At 61.9% G+C, this 18,750-nt stretch carries 17 protein-coding genes and 1 pseudogene; 7 read left to right on the top strand and 11 right to left on the bottom strand.

The window, feature by feature from the left end; genetic code table 11:
• Positions 1 to 4 precede the first annotated feature (4 nt).
• The 4 genes from gacA to ACK1VC_RS12975 all read right to left on the bottom strand — a co-directional run bounded on the left by gacA (position 5) and on the right by ACK1VC_RS12975 (position 2,095).
• Positions 5 to 643, bottom strand: a complete 639-nt coding sequence (gacA, locus tag ACK1VC_RS12990) for a response regulator transcription factor GacA (RefSeq protein ID WP_023047491.1) — start codon at positions 641 to 643, stop codon at positions 5 to 7.
• Between the two features lie 63 nt (positions 644 to 706).
• The gene (locus ACK1VC_RS12985; RefSeq protein WP_016488200.1) at positions 707 to 1,096 is read right to left on the bottom strand and encodes a helix-turn-helix domain-containing protein; all 390 of its coding nucleotides are present in this window, start codon (positions 1,094 to 1,096) and stop codon (positions 707 to 709) included.
• Between the two features lie 120 nt (positions 1,097 to 1,216).
• The gene (locus tag ACK1VC_RS12980) at positions 1,217 to 1,648 is read right to left on the bottom strand and encodes a GNAT family N-acetyltransferase (protein ID WP_016488201.1); all 432 of its coding nucleotides are present in this window, start codon (positions 1,646 to 1,648) and stop codon (positions 1,217 to 1,219) included.
• A 60-nt stretch (positions 1,649 to 1,708) separates the two neighbouring features.
• Complete coding sequence (locus ACK1VC_RS12975; RefSeq protein WP_023047493.1) at positions 1,709 to 2,095, bottom strand: DUF488 domain-containing protein; 387 nt, start codon at positions 2,093 to 2,095, stop codon at positions 1,709 to 1,711.
• 127 nt (positions 2,096 to 2,222) lie between these two features.
• Between ACK1VC_RS12975 and ACK1VC_RS12970 the strand changes: the two genes are divergently transcribed.
• On the top strand, positions 2,223 to 3,839 hold the full coding sequence (locus ACK1VC_RS12970) for an inorganic phosphate transporter (RefSeq protein WP_197884333.1): 1,617 nt from the start codon (positions 2,223 to 2,225) through the stop codon (positions 3,837 to 3,839).
• A gap of 77 nt (positions 3,840 to 3,916) precedes the next feature.
• Here the strand turns inward: ACK1VC_RS12970 and ACK1VC_RS12965 are convergent, their stop codons facing one another.
• The 3 genes from ACK1VC_RS12965 to ACK1VC_RS12955 all read right to left on the bottom strand — a co-directional run bounded on the left by ACK1VC_RS12965 (position 3,917) and on the right by ACK1VC_RS12955 (position 6,637).
• Positions 3,917 to 4,612 carry a glutathione S-transferase N-terminal domain-containing protein gene (locus ACK1VC_RS12965; protein WP_016488204.1) on the bottom strand — a complete coding sequence of 232 codons (696 nt, stop codon included), beginning with the start codon at positions 4,610 to 4,612 and terminating at the stop codon, positions 3,917 to 3,919.
• An 87-nt stretch (positions 4,613 to 4,699) separates the two neighbouring features.
• Positions 4,700 to 5,197, bottom strand: a complete 498-nt coding sequence (locus ACK1VC_RS12960) for a PaaI family thioesterase (protein ID WP_016488205.1) — start codon at positions 5,195 to 5,197, stop codon at positions 4,700 to 4,702.
• A 57-nt stretch (positions 5,198 to 5,254) separates the two neighbouring features.
• Entirely contained in the window at positions 5,255 to 6,637 is a 1,383-nt protein-coding gene (locus ACK1VC_RS12955) for an amino acid permease (protein WP_016488206.1), read from the bottom strand.
• A gap of 256 nt (positions 6,638 to 6,893) precedes the next feature.
• Between ACK1VC_RS12955 and gcvA the strand changes: the two genes are divergently transcribed.
• Both gcvA and ACK1VC_RS12945 read left to right on the top strand, forming a co-directional pair.
• Positions 6,894 to 7,790, top strand: coding sequence for a transcriptional regulator GcvA (gcvA, locus tag ACK1VC_RS12950; RefSeq protein WP_060516976.1), 897 nt, complete (start codon positions 6,894 to 6,896; stop codon positions 7,788 to 7,790).
• Between the two features lie 121 nt (positions 7,791 to 7,911).
• The gene (locus ACK1VC_RS12945; RefSeq protein ID WP_095115672.1) at positions 7,912 to 9,162 is read left to right on the top strand and encodes a 2-aminoadipate transaminase; all 1,251 of its coding nucleotides are present in this window, start codon (positions 7,912 to 7,914) and stop codon (positions 9,160 to 9,162) included.
• A 3-nt stretch (positions 9,163 to 9,165) separates the two neighbouring features.
• On the opposite strand, the gene ACK1VC_RS12940 is transcribed toward ACK1VC_RS12945, so the two are convergent.
• Complete coding sequence (locus tag ACK1VC_RS12940; protein ID WP_016488209.1) at positions 9,166 to 9,468, bottom strand: hypothetical protein; 303 nt, start codon at positions 9,466 to 9,468, stop codon at positions 9,166 to 9,168.
• A gap of 140 nt (positions 9,469 to 9,608) precedes the next feature.
• Between ACK1VC_RS12940 and ACK1VC_RS12935 the strand changes: the two genes are divergently transcribed.
• On the top strand, positions 9,609 to 10,034 hold the full coding sequence (locus tag ACK1VC_RS12935; protein ID WP_023047497.1) for a hypothetical protein: 426 nt from the start codon (positions 9,609 to 9,611) through the stop codon (positions 10,032 to 10,034).
• 73 nt (positions 10,035 to 10,107) lie between these two features.
• Positions 10,108 to 12,219 (top strand): elongation factor G, encoded by a 2,112-nt coding sequence (gene fusA, locus ACK1VC_RS12930; protein ID WP_016488211.1) that lies wholly within the window; start codon positions 10,108 to 10,110, stop codon positions 12,217 to 12,219.
• A gap of 112 nt (positions 12,220 to 12,331) precedes the next feature.
• On the opposite strand, the gene ACK1VC_RS12925 is transcribed toward fusA, so the two are convergent.
• Positions 12,332 to 13,774, bottom strand: a complete 1,443-nt coding sequence (locus tag ACK1VC_RS12925) for a SulP family inorganic anion transporter (RefSeq protein ID WP_016488212.1) — start codon at positions 13,772 to 13,774, stop codon at positions 12,332 to 12,334.
• A 74-nt stretch (positions 13,775 to 13,848) separates the two neighbouring features.
• Entirely contained in the window at positions 13,849 to 15,558 is a 1,710-nt protein-coding gene (locus ACK1VC_RS12920) for a S8/S53 family peptidase (RefSeq protein ID WP_191086802.1), read from the bottom strand.
• A 112-nt stretch (positions 15,559 to 15,670) separates the two neighbouring features.
• Between ACK1VC_RS12920 and ACK1VC_RS12915 the strand changes: the two genes are divergently transcribed.
• Positions 15,671 to 16,435 carry a secretin N-terminal domain-containing protein gene (locus tag ACK1VC_RS12915; protein ID WP_172901768.1) on the top strand — a complete coding sequence of 255 codons (765 nt, stop codon included), beginning with the start codon at positions 15,671 to 15,673 and terminating at the stop codon, positions 16,433 to 16,435.
• A 493-nt stretch (positions 16,436 to 16,928) separates the two neighbouring features.
• Complete coding sequence (gene aceA / locus ACK1VC_RS12910; RefSeq protein ID WP_016488214.1) at positions 16,929 to 18,254, top strand: isocitrate lyase; 1,326 nt, start codon at positions 16,929 to 16,931, stop codon at positions 18,252 to 18,254.
• 131 nt (positions 18,255 to 18,385) lie between these two features.
• On the opposite strand, the pseudogene ACK1VC_RS12905 reads toward aceA, so the two are convergent.
• Positions 18,386 to 18,645, bottom strand: a pseudogene (locus ACK1VC_RS12905) (DUF3077 domain-containing protein); the annotation flags it as partial.
• Positions 18,646 to 18,750 lie beyond the last annotated feature (105 nt).

Raw genomic sequence — 18,750 nt, 5'->3', positions numbered from 1 at the left:
GGTTCTACAGGCTTGCGTCGACCATGCCGTGGCGAACGGCCAGCAAGGTCAGTTCGACGTCGCTGGTGACCGAGAGTTTTTCAAAGATCCGATAACGGTAAGTATTGACGGTCTTGGGCGAGAGGCACAACTTGTCAGAGATGATCTGCACTTTCTGACAGCCAACGATCATCAGGGCAATCTGGATTTCCCGCTCCGACAGTGTATCGAACGGTGAGCCCTGTGGCTGGAAAGGTTTCAGCGCCAACTGCTGGGCGATTTGCGGGCTGATGTAGCGCTGGCCGGCAAAAGCCAGACGGATGGCCTGAACCATCTCGTCAAGGCCTGCGCCCTTGGTCAGGTAACCGGCGGCACCGGCTTGCAACAGGCGGGTGGGGAACGGGTCTTCCTCGCACACGGTCACGGCCACTACCTTGATATCCGGGTGGCTGCGCAGCAGTTTGCGGGTGGCCTCAAGGCCGCCGATGCCGGGCATTTTCACGTCCATCAGCACCACGTCCGGCTTCAGCTCGCGGGCCAGTTTGAGCGCGGATTCACCCGAGTCCCCCTCACCCACCACCTGCAAGCCGTCGATGTCGGCCAGCATGCGGGTAATACCGGTTCGTACCAGATCGTGATCGTCGACCACTAAGACCCTAATCAAGCACACACCTCGTCAGCAGGGCGATTGGATCCCGCCACCTTAACAAAATTTTTCCAGGCGGGTCTAACGCATTGCTTCTGTAAGAAACGCCTGACGCACAACAGTGACAGGCCTCACTGTTTGCCTGGGCTTGATATCGCTGCTCAAGCGGCCCAGCAGGTGCCAGATGGCCGCCTGGTCGTCGATCGGCAATTGCCGGAAGGCGCCCAGCAGCCCTGACTCATCCGTACTCAACCCTTCTAGCGGGGCCGGCGTGCGCATGCCACTAAGCACGTACAGTGCATCCACCCCCCTGGCCGCCAGTGCTGCCAGGTAATCGACCCGCGGCGTACGCTCGCCACTTTCGTACTTGCCCTGGGCATTGGGTTCGACCCCACCGATATCGCCAAACACGCGCTGGGTCATGCCCAAGCGCTCACGTTCTTCCCGCAGCCGCGGACCAATCCCGTTCATTGTGGGCTTCTCCTTATCCCTGATCACGCTCATCCTCTGCCGCCCCGTCTACGGGCGACCGTGAGCGTCTGGGCTCACTATGCCGCTGCGCTTCGGTCGCGACAAGCCATCATTACGCTACTAGCCAATCGTACGTTGCATGCGCACAAAGCACTCATCCTCACCCATTTCGACAAAACCATGGCGTTGGTACAACAGGCGCGCCGGGTTGCTGCGAAACACCATCAGCCTGAGCAACGGCAGGCGCCGCTGCCCGGCCCACAGCGCCAGCTCTTCCAATACCCAGCTGCCGACACCGCGCCCGCGATGTTCGGGCAACAGGTGCAACTCGCGGATAAACAGCGCCTGGCGGTCCTGGCTGAGGCTGCAGAAACCCAACAGGCTGTCGCCTTCGCTGATCAACCACTGCTCGCGCCAACCCCAGGCCTGGTCGAACGCGTCCTCGATCCAGAGCAGGTCAAATTCACGGTAATACCGCAGCATGGCGCGCCGCGTGAGGTCGCGGGCGAACGTACGGTGACTGTCGTTGGCGGGAATCAAATGTAGCGGCATCGCACAATGGGCTCTGGAGATTGGCAGGGCCGGCGATGAGGCCGGTGCAGCAAATATCACTCACTGGGCATAGCATACGGGTGAACTGCCAGGCCCATGCCGGTCCAGTTCGCTTTCCAGCCATTCGGCCAGCACCCGGGCGTTATTGTGCTCGGTGTCCTTGCCTGCATAAAGCAGGGTTAGCAACCCCTTTCCGGCCAAGTCCAGCAGGGGGTACCAATGCTCTGGATGGGCAGCCAATTCTTCCTGGTAGCACTGGGTAAAACCGGTAAAGTCGACCGCCCCCTGGTGAAACGCCTTGCGCAATTCATTGGAGGGTGCCACTTCGCGCAACCACTGCCCGTGCAGGTTTTCCTTGCGCAGGTGGCGCGGCCACAGGCGGTCGACCAGCACTCGCTGGCCATCGTCGCTCGCGACCGCATCGTAGACACGCTTGCAGCGGATCATGGCTGTCTCCGGCATTTACCGTCCGTCTTGAGCCTAGATAATTCATTGATCGAGGTCACGGCCAGGTTGCGAATTGTTTCTATGCTCAAGGCCTTCGGCAACTTGCCCAATGCCAACCGGAGCCATCATGGCAACCCCGCTACTGGCCAGCCAGCCGCACCTGGCCCAACGCGACGCCCGCCCGCCACTTGCCCACAAGCCTGGGCGCGCCACCCTCGTGTTGTTCTTCGGCCTGCTGCTGGCGGGTATCGCCTACACCGCCTGGAGCCTGAAACAGGATGTCAGCGCCAGCGGCACGGTCATCACCACGTTCACGCCGTTTCTGCTGCTGGGCCTGGCACTGCTGATTGCCCTGGGCTTCGAATTCGTCAATGGCTTCCACGACACCGCCAACGCGGTAGCCACCGTGATCTATACCCATGCGCTGCCGGCACCGGTCGCTGTGGTATGGTCCGGGCTGTGCAACTTTCTGGGCGTGCTGCTTTCCAGTGGCGCAGTGGCATTCGGCATCATCGCCCTGCTGCCCGTGGAACTGATTCTACAGGTAGGCTCCTCGGCCGGCTTCGCGATGGTTTTTGCCTTGCTGTTGGCGGCGATCATCTGGAACCTCGGCACCTGGTGGCTGGGGCTGCCGGCGTCATCCTCGCACACCCTGATCGGCTCGATCATCGGTGTGGGGGTGGCCAATGCGCTGATGCATGGGCGTGACGGCACCAGCGGCGTGGACTGGGCCCAGGCCAGCAAGGTGGGTTACGCCCTGCTGTTCTCCCCCCTGATCGGCTTTGCCTGCGCCGCCCTGTTGTTGCTAGCCTTGCGTGCACTGGTCAAGCGTCAAGCTTTGTATCAGGCGCCACAAGGCCATACACCGCCGCCTTGGTGGATTCGTGGCGTACTGATCCTGACGTGTACCGGGGTGTCCTTCGCCCACGGCTCCAACGATGGCCAGAAAGGCATGGGCCTGATCATGTTGATCCTTGTCGGCACCCTGCCAATGGCGTATGCGCTGAACAAGACCATGCCCAATGAGCAGGCCTTGCAGTTTTCCACCGTCGCCGAAGTGACCCGCCAGGCACTGGTGCGCAGCGCCCCACAAGCGGCCCCGGCCGATCCGCGCCAGACCCTGACCGCGTTCATTGGCGAGCCCAAGGCCAGCGCGGAACTGGTACCGGCACTGGCGGCGTTGACCGGGATGATCGGCGAAGAGGTCAAAAGCTACGGCTCGCTCAAGCGCATACCTGCCGAGGCTATGGCCAACGTGCGCAATGATATGTACCTGACCAGCGAAGCCATCCGCCTGATCGAGAAAAACCGCCTGGTGGCATTCAATGCCGATACCCGCAGCCAGGTGCAACTGTTCAAGACTCAACTGGACGACGCCACCCGCTACATTCCGCTATGGGTCAAGGTGGCTGTGGCCATCGCGCTGGGGCTGGGGACGATGGTTGGCTGGCGGCGCATCGTGGTGACAGTGGGCGAGAAGATCGGCAAGACCCACCTGAGCTATGCCCAAGGTGCCTCGGCGGAGGTCGTTGCCATGTGCACCATTGGCGCAGCGGACATGTTCGGGTTGCCGGTTTCGACCACTCATGTGCTGAGCTCGGGGGTGGCGGGGACCATGGTGGCGAATGGGTCGGGGATTCAGAAGCGCACGCTGTTCAACTTGCTGATGGCCTGGGTGCTGACCTTGCCGGCGGCGATGCTGTTGGCTGGCAGCCTGTACTGGCTGCTGAACCACATTTTCTAAACCTGAACTGCGCCCTTTGCAGGAGCGGCCTTGTGCCGCTCCTGCAGGGACCGGTGTACGTGACGGGTTCTGCGTTATCAGCCCGGGATTTTCAGGCCGCGTTGCACCGCCGGCCGTTCGAGGAAATTCGCCAGCACCCGCTGCACTTCCTTGAACTGGTCGAAGCCCACCAACTCACGCGCGTTGTAGCGATCCACCAGGTTACGCACCCAAGGGAAGATGGCGATGTCGGCGATGCTGTACTCGTCAGCCATCCACTCCCGACCTTTCAAATGCCGATCCAGCACACCCAGCAGCCGCTTGGACTCGTTGACGTAGCGGTCACGCGGGCGCTTGTCTTCATATTCCTTGCCAGCGAAGAAATGGAAGAACCCGACCTGGCCGAACATCGGCCCGATGCCGCCCATCTGGAACATCAGCCACTGCAGCGTCTGGTAACGCTGGGCAGGGTCCTGGCTGAGCAGTTGTCCACTTTTTTCCGCCAGGTACTGCAAGATCGCCCCGGATTCGAACAGCGGCAATGGCTGGCCGCCAGGCCCGTCCGGGTCAAGGATGGCGGGGATCTTGTTGTTGGCGCTGAGCGAAATGAATTCGGGGCTCAACTGGTCATCGTTATCGAAGCTGACCTTGTGCGCCTCGTAGGCCAGGCCGATTTCTTCGAGCATGATCGACACCTTGACGCCATTGGGCGTCGGCAGCGAATACAGCTGCAGGCGTTCAGGGTGTTTGGCGGGCCACTTGCGGGTGATGGGGAAAGCACTGAGATCGGTCATGATCAACCTTGCCTGGGGAATGAACCTGTCACTCTAGAGACATCCCCGGCCGCTGACCATCACCGACCACTCATCCGGGCCGGCAACTCAAGCCTGGCCATGGGCCTTGAGTTTGAGCTTTTCGGTATCGACACGGACAAACACCGAGTCGGCCGTCACCGTCAGCACATCCTCGGCCCAGACCTCGCAAATCACCCGGCTTTTGCGCCCCACCTCCCCTTCGACTCGGGCTTTGAGCAAAAGCTCCACACCCATCGGGGTAGGTTTCAGGTAAGTCAGGTTGAGTGTGCCAGTCACGCAATCGATACGCGGCAGGCTGCCTGGCTCGCGGCCTTCGTTGCGGTAGTGGTAGGCCATGGCCGCCCAGTTGGAATGGCAGTCGACCAGCATCGCCAGCAGGCCGCCGTAAACCAGGCCGGGCCAGCCGATAAAGGTGCTGTCGGGTGCGTGCCGGCATACCAGGTGGATGCCGTCGGTGTCCCAGTGGCTTTGCAAGTGGAGCCCACTGGGGTGGGCGCAGCCGCAGCCGTAGCAGGTGCCTTCAGGCGCCGCAAGGGCCTGAAGGGAGAGTGGGTGGTCAGTCATACGCTTCCTGTGCTTGTTGGAATGGGGGCGCGCAACGCCCCCATTAAAGCAGAAACATCAGGCGGCTTGGGCAACCCCCTGGGCACGCCGTTGGGTCAGCGAAACCAGCAGGATGAATGCTGTCACCCCAGCGGTCATCAGGGTTTCATAGCGGTAGGCATCGCTGAACAGCATGTAGCCCAGCACCATGACGATGGTGCCGATCACCAGCCAGGTCAGCCAGGGGAACAGCCACATCTTCAGCTCCAGCGGGCGCCCTTCGCGGTCCGCACGCGCACGCATGCGCAGCTGCGACACGGCAATCACCAGGTACACCAGCAAGGCGATGGCGCCGGTGGTGGACAGCAAGAAGCCGAACACCTTACCCGGGAACACATAGTTGACCAGGCACCCGGCAAAACCGGCCAGCGTCGAGAAGATGACCGCCACGGTCGGCACGCCCGAGCCGGAGATACGCTTGGTCATGCTCAGTGCCTGGCCACGGGCGCCCAGCGAATACAGCATGCGCGACGCGGTGTACAGGCCCGAGTTCATGCAACTGGTCACTGCAACCAGCACCACCAGGTCGACCAACAGCTTGGCGCCTGGCACGTTCAGTACCTCCAGCACGCGCTGGAACGAACCGACTGCTTTCAGCGCAGGGTCATTCCAGGCTACCAGCGACACCACCAGGAAGATCGACGCCAGGTAGAAGATGGCAATGCGGTACACCACCAGGTTGGTGGCACGGCGGATCTTGTCTTTCGGGTTTGCGGTTTCGTCAGCGGCAATGGTGACGATTTCGGCGCCGAAGAACGAGAATATGGTGATCAGCACACCACCGAGCACCGTGCCGAACCCGTTGGGCATGAAGCCGCCGTTGTCCCACAGCCGGCTGACTCCGGACACCTCGGCCAGCGGCCAGAAGCCGAATACCGCCAGGCTGCAGACCACAATGAAGGCAATGATCGCCACCACCTTGACCAGTGCGAACCAGTACTCGAAGGCACCAAAGTTCTTCACGCTGATCAGGTTTGTGCACGACAGCACCAGCATGATCAGGAAGGCGAACAACCAGGACGGTACGCCGGGGAAGTAAGCATGCAGGATGTCGGCGCCAGCGATGGCCTCCACCGGAATGATCAGCACCCAGAACCACCAGTACAACCAGCCGATGGTAAAGCCCGCCCAAGGGCCGATGGCTTCTGAGGCATAGGTGGAGAACGAGCCGCTGTTAGGGTTGGCGATGGCCATTTCGCCCAGCATGCGCATCACCAGCAATACCAGCAGGCCGGTCATGGCGTAGGAAATGAGGATGGCCGGGCCGGCGGTGGCGATGGCGTTCGACGAGCCGATGAACAGGCCGGCGCCGATGATGCCGGCAATGGAGATCATGGACACCTGACGGGAAGTCAGGCCGTGCTGCAGGGAACGCTGTTTCTTGTTGTCTTGCGAAGCCATGAAGAACCCTCGAATGGGTCGGCCGCGACAAAGCGGCTGAAGGTCGGAGCAGAATTCTTGTAAATTTCTGATAGTCGTTTTTGTTGTTTTGCAGATGCCGGAAGCGGGTACTGACCTCCTCTTCACATGACCGGTTGTAATCGTTGATCCAGGTCAGTATTAATCTATAGGCCGGGGTCAACAAACGACCTTTTCGAACCACATGATTCCGCTTTGGAATGAACTCCTTCCTTTTTTTGCTCGGTATTTGCCCGTCATGTCCAAACGCCTGATGCCTTCGACCACCGCCCTTCAGTGCTTCGAAGCGGCTGCCCGCCACCTCAGCTTCACCCGCGCGGCCCAGGAACTGCACCTGACGCAAAGCGCCGTCAGCAAGCAGGTGGCGCAGCTCGAAGACATGCTCTCGCACTCCCTGTTCCAGCGCATTCGTCGGCGCCTGCACCTGACCCCGGCGGGTGCGCTGTACCTCACCGAAGTGAACAAGATCCTCACCCAGATCGATATTTCCAGCCGCTACATCCTCAGCTACGGCGACGAAACCGAAGTGCTGCGTATTGCTACCCAGCCTACCTTCGGCGCGCGCTGGCTAGTGCCCAAGCTCAAGGGTTTCGGCGACCGCTACCCCCGCATTCACCTGGACGTGCGCAACGAGCTGGAGCCATTCGACCTGGTGCAGGCCAAGGCCGACGTGGCTTTTTTCTTCGGCCAGGGCACCTGGCCTGGGGCCACTTGCATCGAGCTGTTCAGCGAAGAAGTGGTACCGGTATGCAGCCCGCAGCTGCTGGCCAACCACCCCTTTGAAAGCGCCCAGGCGCTTACCGAGCACCGCCTGCTGCAATGCGTGTCGCGCCCGGAGGCCTGGCATGAATGGTTCCTGGGGTTGGGGCTACACAGCCAGAACAGCTACCACGGGCCGCGTTTCGACACGTTCTACCTGTGCATCCGCGCAGCGATCTCCGGTTGCGGCATAGCCCTGATTCCGCGCTACCTGGTGGCCGAGGAGCTGAGCGAGGGCAAGCTGGTGGTGGCCTGGGACCACCCGGTGGCGAGCAACGGCAAGCACTTTATCGCGCATGCCGAGCATGCGGCCGAAGTGCCCAAGATCAGGGCCTTTGTGCAGTGGATTCGGGAGCGGGTGGCTGAGGGGGACTGACTTAACCTATACCGGCCAGTTCACGAATTCAGGGAATGACCGCAATCGAATAATTCGTTTGCGGAATAACCCCCCAACACGCTTGGATAATAAGAAACTTGAACAAAGGTCCCGCGTGCCCATGAACCAGGAAAGTATCAGCCCATCCATCGCCATCGTTCACCCGATCACACTTTCCCATGGCCGTAATGCCGAAGTCTGGGACACCGACGGCAAACGTTACATCGACTTTGTCGGCGGTATCGGCGTGCTCAACCTGGGCCACTGCAACCCCGCCGTGGTCGAAGCCATCCAGGCGCAAGCCACCCGTCTGACCCACTATGCCTTCAACGCCGCACCCCACGGTCCATACCTGGCGCTGATGGAACAGCTGAGCCAGTTCGTACCGGTCAGCTACCCGTTGGCCGGCATGCTCACCAACAGCGGTGCGGAAGCGGCAGAAAACGCCCTGAAGGTTGCCCGTGGTGCTACAGGCAAGCGCGCCATCATTGCCTTCGACGGCGGTTTCCATGGCCGCACCCTGGCCACCCTTAACCTCAACGGCAAGGTGGCCCCTTACAAGCAACGGGTGGGCGAGCTGCCCGGACCGGTGTACCACCTGCCCTACCCCAGCGTGGATACCGGGGTTACCTGCGAGCAGGCGCTCAAGGCCATGGAGCGCCTGTTCAGCGTGGAGCTGGCCGTGGAAGACGTGGCAGCGTTCATCCTCGAGCCGGTGCAGGGCGAAGGCGGTTTCCTCGCCCTCGACCCGGCCTTCGCCCAGGCCTTGCGCCGCTTCTGCGACCAACACGGCATCCTGATCATCATCGACGAGATCCAGTCCGGCTTCGGCCGCACCGGCCAGCGCTTCGCTTTCCCGCGCCTCGGCATCGAGCCCGACCTGCTGCTGCTGGCCAAGAGCATCGCCGGCGGCATGCCGCTGGGGGCGGTGGTCGGGCGCAAGGCATTGATGGCAGCACTGCCCAAGGGCGGCCTCGGTGGCACCTATTCGGGCAACCCGATTGCCTGTGCGGCGGCGTTGGCCAGCCTGGCGCAGATGACCGACGAGAACATCGCCACCTGGGGTGAGCGCCAGGAGCAGGCCATCGTCAGCCGCCACCAGCGCTGGAAGGCTTCGGGCCTGAGCCCGTACATCGGCCGACTGACCGGCGTGGGCGCCATGCGCGGCATCGAATTCGTCAATGCCGACGGCAGCCCGGCGCCGGCGCAACTGGCCAAGGTAATGGAGTCGGCACGGGCCAAGGGCTTGCTGCTGATGCCCAGCGGCAAGGCGCGACACATCATCCGCCTGCTGGCCCCCTTGACCATCGAAGCCGAGGTGCTCGAGGAAGGGCTGGATATCCTCGAGCAGTGCCTGGTGGAGCTGAACTGAGGCTTACAGGCCCAGTTCTTCGGGGGTCAGCATGTCGGATTCGAAGGCGATCCAGCCGCCTTCGAGTTCGGCGTGGCCGTTGACGATCGGGCCGTAGTAGGTCAGGCCGTTCTCCAGGGTCACGCAGATGTGCGTGGCCTGTTTTTCAGGTGCCGCGAGCGTACCGACGAAATGCACCTTCTTCAGGGTTTCGGTCACCGCTTCCAGGCCCACGCGCATGCTGGGGTTTTCCGAAGCTTCGGTATCTCCGCCACGGTCTTCGGCGCTGATGGTCACGGTGGCGGTGTACGGGTACTTGGTGCTCAAACGGGGTTACCTCAGTGGGTGTGTAGGCGTAAGGGCGCGTAGAGTACGGCAGGTGGTCTCTGTTGTCTCTACAGGTGATCTGAATGCCCCGATCTGTTAGGGTGCCCGCCGATGCACGCCACACCACACGAGGATCCCGAGTGAGCGCCGAAGAACCCCTGATCGCCGACCTGTTCGATGTCGATAAACGCCTGTCCCTCAAGCCCGTCGTGGACTTCAACAGCTACCTGCGCAACGCCTTCGGCGAAGGCCCGTGCCGCTGCCACCGCTGCACTGAAGGGGGTGACGAAGGCACCTACAGCCACGCCCACACCTTCACTTTTGCAAGCCGCCAGTGCCATCGCCGCTTCGCCAGTACATCAGGCAGCGATGTCGCCCAGGTATTGAAAAAGGCCTGGCTGTCGTACACCAAGGCCGACCTCAACCTGGTCGGCCCACTGGACCTGGCCACCCTCAAGACCTTCACCGAAGCGGACCTGCACCCGCGCCTGCTGGCGCTGCTCACGGCCAGTGGCCTGGCCCGTGAAGTGGATGGCCAATGGATGCTGCAAGCCCAGGCCGACTGACGGCCCGGCGGCAGGGCAGGATTCCACCGGTCTGCTAACGTGGTGGAATCCGCCCATCCGCAGGTAGTCCGCCATGGCCCGCACAACCCCCATCGAGCTATACCGCAATATCGGCATCGTCGCCCACGTGGACGCCGGCAAGACGACCACTACCGAGCGGATCCTGTTCTACACCGGGGTCAACCACAAGATGGGTGAGGTGCACGATGGCGCCGCGACCATGGACTGGATGGCCCAGGAGCAGGAACGCGGCATCACCATCACGTCGGCGGCCACCACGGCATTCTGGCAAGGCTCGACCAAACAGTTCGCGCACAAATACCGCTTCAACATCATTGATACCCCCGGCCACGTCGACTTCACCATCGAGGTGGAGCGTTCATTGCGCGTGCTCGATGGCGCGGTGGTGGTGTTCAGCGGCGCTGACGGGGTAGAGCCTCAGTCCGAGACGGTCTGGCGCCAGGCCAACAAATACCATGTGCCTCGCCTGGCCTACATCAACAAGATGGATCGCCAGGGCGCCGACTTCCTGCGGGTGGTCAAGCAGATCGACCAGCGCCTGGGGCACCACCCGGTGCCGATCCAGCTGGCCATCGGCAGCGAAGAAAACTTCATTGGCCAGATCGACCTGGTAAAGATGAAGGCCATCTACTGGAACGACGCCGACAATGGCACCAGCTACCGCGAAGAAGAAATTCCGGATGACCTGCGCGCGCTCGCTGACGAATGGCGCGCTCACCTGGTGGAAGCCGCTGCCGAAGCCAACGATGAGCTGACCCTGAAGTTTCTCGATGGTGAGGAGCTGAGCGTCGAAGAAATCAAGGCTGCCCTGCGCCAACGCACCATTGCCAACGAAATCGTCCCGACCATTCTCGGCTCATCGTTCAAGAACAAGGGTGTACCGCTGATGCTGGATGCGGTAATCGACTACCTGCCCGCCCCCTCGGAAATTCCTGCCATCCGCGGCACCGACCCGGACGACGAAGAAAAGCACCTGGAACGGCACGCCGACGACAAAGAGCCGTTTTCAGCCTTGGCTTTCAAGATTGCCACCGACCCGTTCGTCGGCACCCTCACCTTCGCCCGCGTGTATTCCGGCGTGCTCAGTTCCGGCAACGCGGTACTCAACTCGGTCAAAGGCAAGAAGGAACGCATCGGCCGCATGGTGCAGATGCATGCCAATCAGCGTGCCGAAATCAAGGACGTGTGCGCAGGCGACATCGCCGCGCTGATCGGCATGAAGGACGTGACCACCGGCGACACCCTGTGCGACCTGGACAAACCGATCATCCTCGAACGCATGGATTTCCCTGACCCGGTGATTTCCGTGGCCGTGGAGCCGAAGACCAAGGCCGACCAGGAAAAAATGGGCATCGCCCTGGGCAAGCTGGCCCAGGAGGACCCGTCATTCCGCGTACGTACCGACGAAGAGACCGGCCAGACCATCATCTCGGGCATGGGCGAGTTGCACCTGGACATCATCGTCGACCGCATGCGCCGCGAGTTCAACGTCGAGGCCAACATCGGCAAGCCGCAGGTGGCTTACCGGGAAAAAATCCGCAATACCTGCGAGATCGAGGGCCGTTTTGTGCGCCAGTCTGGCGGCCGTGGCCAATACGGCCATTGCTGGATCCGTTTCGCCCCCGGCGACGAGGGCAAGGAAGGCCTGGAGTTCATCAACGAGATCGTCGGCGGCGTGGTACCGCGCGAGTATATACCCGCGATCCAGAAGGGCATCGAAGAGCAGATGAAGAACGGCGTGCTTGCCGGCTACCCGCTGATCAGCCTCAAGGCTGCCGTGTTCGACGGTTCGTACCACGATGTCGACTCCAACGAGATGGCCTACAAGATCGCTGCTTCAATGGCCACCAAGCAGCTGTCGCAGAAAGGCGGCGCGGTGTTGCTGGAACCGGTGATGAAGGTGGAGGTGGTGACGCCGGAGGAATACCAGGGCGACATTCTGGGCGACCTCAGCCGGCGCCGCGGGATGATCCAGGACGGTGACGAAACACCGGCTGGCAAGGTGATCCGCGCCGAGGTGCCGTTGGGCGAGATGTTCGGCTACGCCACCTCGATGCGGTCGATGACCCAGGGCCGGGCCAGCTTCTCGATGGAGTTCACCCGCTATGCCGAGGCCCCGGCGAGCATTGCCGATGGCATCGTCAAGAAAAATCGCGGGGAGTAAGTGGCTCTCCTGTTCCGGCCCCTTCGCGGCTAAAGCCGCTCCCACAGGGGATCGCATACCCCTGTGGGAGCGGCTTTAGCCGAAGGGGCCGGAACAGGCAGCCACAATTTTTTCAATGCTGTTCGCCAGCCCGCTTCAACAGCTTCTTGCACCGCTCCGACAAATGCACAACGCGCAAATGCTTGCCCGCCTTGGCATAGCGCTCGCGCAGGGTCTTGAGCGCCGCAATTGCCGAATAATCGACAAAGCTCAAATGCTGGCAATCCAGCGTGACCTGGGCCGGGTCCTGGGCCGGGTCGAACTGGTTGAGGAACGAGGCGGTCGAGGCAAAGAACAGGGTGCCATGTACCTGATAACGCTTGCCACCTTCAGCGTCCTCATGGCTGTCGGCGTACAGCTCCCGCGCATGCTGCCAGGCAAAGTTGAGCGCCGCGATGACGATGCCGAACAGCACCGCCATGGCCAGGTCGGTAAATACCGTCACCACGGTCACCGCAATGATCGCCAGCACATCGTTCACCGGCACCTTGTGCAGCACCCGCAGCGACGCCCAGGCGAAGGTCTGCTGGGCCACCACGAACATCACCCCGACCAGCGCTGCCAGCGGAATACGCTCGATCAGCGGCGACAGGAACAACACGAACAGCAAGATCATCACCCCGGCCACTACCCCGGACAGCCGGCCGCGCCCGTTGGAACTGAGGTTGATCACCGTCTGGCCGATCATTGCGCAACCGCCCATGCCACCGCACAGGCCCGAAACCATGTTCGCCGCACCCAGCGCCACGCATTCGCGGTCCGGGAAACCACGGCTCTCGGTCACTTCATCGGTCAGGTTGAGGGTGAGCAAGGTCTCCAGCAGGCCGACCATCGCCATCAGCACCGCGTAGGGGGCGATGATCTTCAGGGTGTCCAGATTCCAGGGTACATCCGGCAGCGCCAGCCCCGGCAGACCGCCTGCGATGTGCGCCATGTCGCCCAAGGTGCGGGTGGGCAGGTCGAGCAGGTACACCAGCAAGCCAACGCCCAGGATCGCCACCAGCGCCGGCGGTACCGCACGGGTCAATTTCGGCAGCACGTAGACCACCGCCATGGTCAGTGCCACCAAGCCGATCATCAGGTACAGCGGCGCGCCGCTGAGCCAGTGCTCACCCGCCTTGAAGTGCTCAAGCTGCGCCATGGCGATGACGATGGCCAGGCCATTGACGAAGCCGAGCATGACCGGGTACGGCACCAGGCGTACCAGCTTGCCCAGCCGTAGCAGGCCGAACAGGATCATCACCACGCCACCCAGCAGCACCGTGGCCAGCAGATACTGCGCGCCGTGCTGCACCACCAGCGCGACGATCACCACCGCCATGGACCCGGCAGCGCCGGAAATCATCCCCGGTCGACCGCCAAAGAGCGCCGTCAGCGTACAAATGATAAACGCGCCATACAGGCCCATCAGCGGGTTGAGGTGCGCCACCAGGGCAAAGGCGATGCACTCGGGCACCAGGGCGAACGAGGTGGTCAGGCCGGCGAGCAGGTCGGCGCGTATTCGGGCGGGCTTCATGGGTTTCCTGTGGTGCGGGACATTACAAAAACGAGGGCGCGATGTTACGGAATTTGTCTGACAGCGGCCACCGTTCAGCGCACCCGCTCCCGGCTCTGCACTGCCAGGTCCAGCGCACGCTGCATGTCCAGCCGCGCTGAACGCCCCAGGTCTGGGTGGTTCAGGCGCCCTCCACGTTCCGAAGGCAGGATCGGCGCCGTCAGGTCTTCGGCATCCATCGCCTCGAAATCCTGCTCGGTGCCCAGGGTCAGGGCACTGCGCCGCAACAGCATGCGCACCTGTTCCGGGGTCAGGGCCGGGTTGATCGACAGCATCGTTGCAACGGTGGCAGTCACCAAGGGTGTTGCGTACGACGTGCCGCAATGCGCAGCAGCGGCAGCCGCTGGGCGAATGCAGGCAGCGGCACTGACATCCACGCGCATGTCGACGTTGGAGCTGTGGCGCTTGCGCACATGCTCGGGGGCTTCGACCGCCGTCGCCTTGTCGCTGCGCTGGTGCCCGCCCACCACCAGCAGTTGTTCGGTGATGAACGACGACGGCAGGCGGTATTCGTCGGTACCTGACCACGACGCACCGTTACCCGCCGAATTCACCACCATCACATCTGGATGCTCTTTGCGCAGCCAGAGAAAGAACTCCTCAAGCAATTCCTCGTAACCACTCATCGCCAGCCCGGAACGCACCAGCGAATCGACCTCATCACCGTTGACATCGCGTGCGCCTACCCGGTGGATGCCCCAGCTCCAGTTCAGCACCCGCACGCCATCCTCGACCAGGTTCACCGATGCAGCGATGTTGGCGGTGATACCTGCATCGGAGTTGCGCTCTACAATCACCTCGAAGCCAGGGCTGTGCTTGCCCAGCCCCGGCAAAAATCCCTCACCCTGTGCGGCGAGAATGCCTGCGACATGGCTGCCGTGGCTGGTCGCGCGATCCCCGTCGCGCGCGTACAGGCAGGTCTGGCCCTGTTCGCAGCCGCCTCGGTATTGGCTGAACGCGGGGGCATCAAAATCCACTTCACGCTCGACTACCCCAACCCGCACGGGGTGCACCGGCAAGTGCGAAGCGCCAATCCGTCGCTGGTAGAAATACAGCGCATCCATGAACCGGTTGGCGGCCCATTCGTCCGCCTGGTCGATGGCCCGAGCGTCGCGGCCGCTGCCTTCTTCACCGCGCTCCGGTGCAGACTCCTCGACAACCACGGCATCCACGCTGAGTTCACTGCCCATGCGCAGGATCATCGCGTCACGCTGCACCAGGTCAGCCACCGGCAAGCGCAACTGGTAGACATTCAGCGGCGGTATCGCACCGACAACCTGGGCGCCGTATTTGTCGGCAATACGCCGGGCCTCTCCAAGGCCTTCGTGTTTCTCCTCAATCAACAGGCTGACCAGGTCGACATAGGTGGTCAGGCCATCCATGTTCTTCGCCACCTCATCAGGCCTTGCGGCGACCACATGACTGCGCTGGCGGGTCAGCCATACAGGGTTGCTGGTACTGCTGCCAGATTCCAGCCAAAGCGGCGCGCTGCGCTGGGCTTGCTTCGCCAGCTTCAGCGTGAGCCGGTCACCTTGACGCTCGATATCCGCCGTTGGCAGCCGCACACCGCCCAGCCATACCTTTGGCACATCTGCCCCGAGCCCCTCGGCACGCAGGCACCATTGCTGCTGGTTATCGTCGAACAAGTCGCCGCACCGCTGCAGCTGCTTGATGCGCAGCGTGTCCGCTGCAGCCTGTGCACCAAGGCTGCAAAGCCATAACAGCAGGATCAGACTACCCTTCATGTAATCACCCCACGCGTTCCCTGTGAGTGCGACTGACGGCGCAGCTTAAAGGTTCATCTGCCCACCCCGGAGCGTGATCCAGATCCAGCAGGACATCCGCAAATTTGCCATCATGTTGATTCCACCTGCGGAGATCATGGACATGCCGCTACGCCCCTTTTTCGCCTCCCTGCTGCTCGTTGCCAGCCTCGCCGCCCAGGCGGCCACCGAGGTGGTGCCGCTGCAGCACCGCGCCAGCGCCGAACTGCTGCCTGCCGCACAGGCATTCATTGGTAAGGACGGCACGGTCAGCGCTTTCGAAAACAAGCTGATCGTCAACGCCAGCCCCGAGCGCATCAGCGACCTGCGCACTTTGCTGCAGCAACTGGACACCGCTCCCAAACGCCTGCTGATCAGCGTTGACAACAACGACAGCAACTTCCAGGACAACCGCGGTAACGCACGCGTCATCCACTACGGCACCAGCAACCGTGACGGCGGCATGCAGCAGGTTCAGGCCAGCGAAGGCCAGCCTGCACTCATTCAGGTTGGCCAGAGCATCCCGATTACCAGCACCAGCACCGACGGTTATGGGCGCATCCAGAGCAACACCGAATACCGCAATGTGACCCAGGGCTTTTATGTCACGCCCAGTTTGAGCGGTGACACGGTTCGTCTGCAAATCAGCACTAATAATGACCGCATCAGCCAGGAACGTGCAGATGTAGTGAAAGTGCAAAGCACCGACACGACCGTGACCGGCAAGCTCGGCGAGTGGATCACCCTGGCAGGCTACAACCAGCAGAGCCAAGCCGAGCGCAGCGCGTCAAGCCGCAGTTACAGCACCCAGCGCGGTGAAAACATGACTTTGCGGGTGAAAGTCGACCTTCTGGACTGATCCCAGGCAATTCAAGGCCTCGACCAAAGGCCTTGAAACTGACTGACAAGTCGCATTAGACCAAAGATGTAGTAAGTGAAAAAATCCACTACAAAACATTTGACAGGGTCTTTTTCCCAAGGGCATGATGGCCTCGCTCCCGCTAATCAGGGGCCCTGGCAAGGGCCTTCGAGGCGTGCTCCTCCCACCCCCGGAGGCGCCTCGTGTCTATACGGCCCACAAGGCGGTTCGACGGGATTGCGACTGCAACGAAGAAGTTGTCCCGAGGGACGGAAGCGCATCACCGCAGTACTGGCAATCGCGTAGCACCGCAGCAAGGCAACCACGAGCCGACCTGCCGGAGCACACCTTCGCCCGGCCTGCCCACCCTTCCCCCTTCGAGCCTTCGCGTTCGCCGCCGCACTCCTGCGAACAGGACAGCCGCCAAGCGCCCTGATCTGCACCCGAGCATCAGCACAATTAACCCAAGATCGATGCGACGAGGTTTATTTCCATGGCACTGACACGCGAACAGCAAATTGCAGCCCTCGAGAAAGACTGGGCCGAGAACCCGCGCTGGAAAGGCGTGACCCGTACCTACACCGCCGCTGATGTCGTTCGCCTGCGTGGCTCCCTGCAGCCAGAGCACACCCTGGCCCGCCAGGGTGCAGAAAAACTGTGGAAGCTGGTCACCCAAGGTGCCCACCCGTCCTTCCGCCCAGACAAAGATTTCGTCAACTGCATGGGCGCCCTGACCGGTGGCCAGGCAGTGCAACAGGTCAAGGCCGGCATCCAGGCCATTTACCTGTCCGGCTGGCAGGTTGCCGCCGACAACAACTCGGCCGAGTCGATGTACCCTGACCAGTCGCTGTACCCGGTTGACTCGGTACCGACCGTGGTCAAGCGCATCAACAACTCGTTCCGCCGCGCCGACCAGATCCAGTGGAAAGCCGGCAAGAACCCGGGCGACGAAGGCTACATCGACTACTTCGCCCCAATCGTGGCTGACGCCGAAGCCGGTTTCGGTGGCGTGTTGAACGCCTATGAGCTGATGAAGAACATGATCGAAGCAGGCGCCGCCGGCGTGCACTTCGAAGACCAGCTGGCCTCGGTCAAAAAATGCGGCCACATGGGCGGCAAGGTACTGGTACCGACGCAGGAAGCCGTACAGAAGCTGGTGGCCGCGCGCCTGGCAGCTGACGTTTCCGGCGTGCCGACTATCATTCTGGCCCGTACAGACGCCAACGCCGCTGACCTGCTGACCAGCGACTGCGACCCGTACGATCAGCCGTTCGTGATTGGCGAGCGTACCCGTGAGGGCTTCTACAAGGTCCGCGCCGGCCTCGACCAGGCCATCTCTCGCGGCCTGGCTTATGCGCCATATGCCGACCTGATCTGGTGCGAAACCGCCAAGCCAGACCTGGACGAAGCCCGTCGCTTCGCCGAGGCCATCAAGAAGGAGTACCCGGACCAGATCCTGTCGTACAACTGCTCGCCGTCCTTCAACTGGAAGAAGAACCTGGACGACGCCACCATCGCCAAGTTCCAGCGCGAACTGTCGGCCATGGGCTACAAGCACCAGTTCATCACCCTGGCGGGTATCCACAACATGTGGCACGGCATGTTCAACCTGGCGCACGACTACGCCCGCAACGACATGACCGCCTACGTGAAGCTGCAAGAGCAGGAATTCGCTGACGCCAGCAAAGGCTACACCTTCGTGGCGCACCAGCAAGAAGTGGGCACTGGCTACTTCGACGACATGACCACTGTGATTCAGGGTGGCGCATCGTCGGTGACTGCCCTGACCGGCTCGACCGAGGAAGAGCAGTTCCACTGATGGTGGGTTGCCACTGAAGAAAGGCCCAGAGCTGCGGAAGCCCTGGGCCTTTCTTTTTGTCGATACCAGACCGACCAGAAATGCACGAAACCTGTAGGGGCGGCCCCGTGTCGCGAAAGGGCTGCGGTATGTCAGTGCTTCATGCCCAGCTCTGCATCATCCTCAGCGCCTTGGCCATTGCACTCAGGTAGTGAGCAGCCCAGATCATCATGGGCTTCTCCTCCTTCAGGCCAGTGATGGTCAGTTCACGGACATAGCCCATCAATTCCGAAGATTGCTCGCGGGCGTCCCGACAGGGGATGCCGGGTTCGATGCGGAACAGTGGATGGGTGCCGTTTTCGCCTTGATAGAAAGTGGTCTGGCCGACGGTGAATTGGGTGTCTTCTGTTGTCTTTGTTCAATTCCCTGAAAATTCTCTAATGCCTGGGCCGGCCCCTTCGCGGGCACGCCCGCTCCCACAGGTACTGTGCAAGCCTTGCAGCCTGTGGTGATCCTG

This window comes from Pseudomonas sp. XP2 (assembly GCF_053557975.1).
The sequence above is the reverse complement of the archived record's forward strand: the minus strand, read 5'-3'. Positions and strand labels throughout refer to the sequence as shown.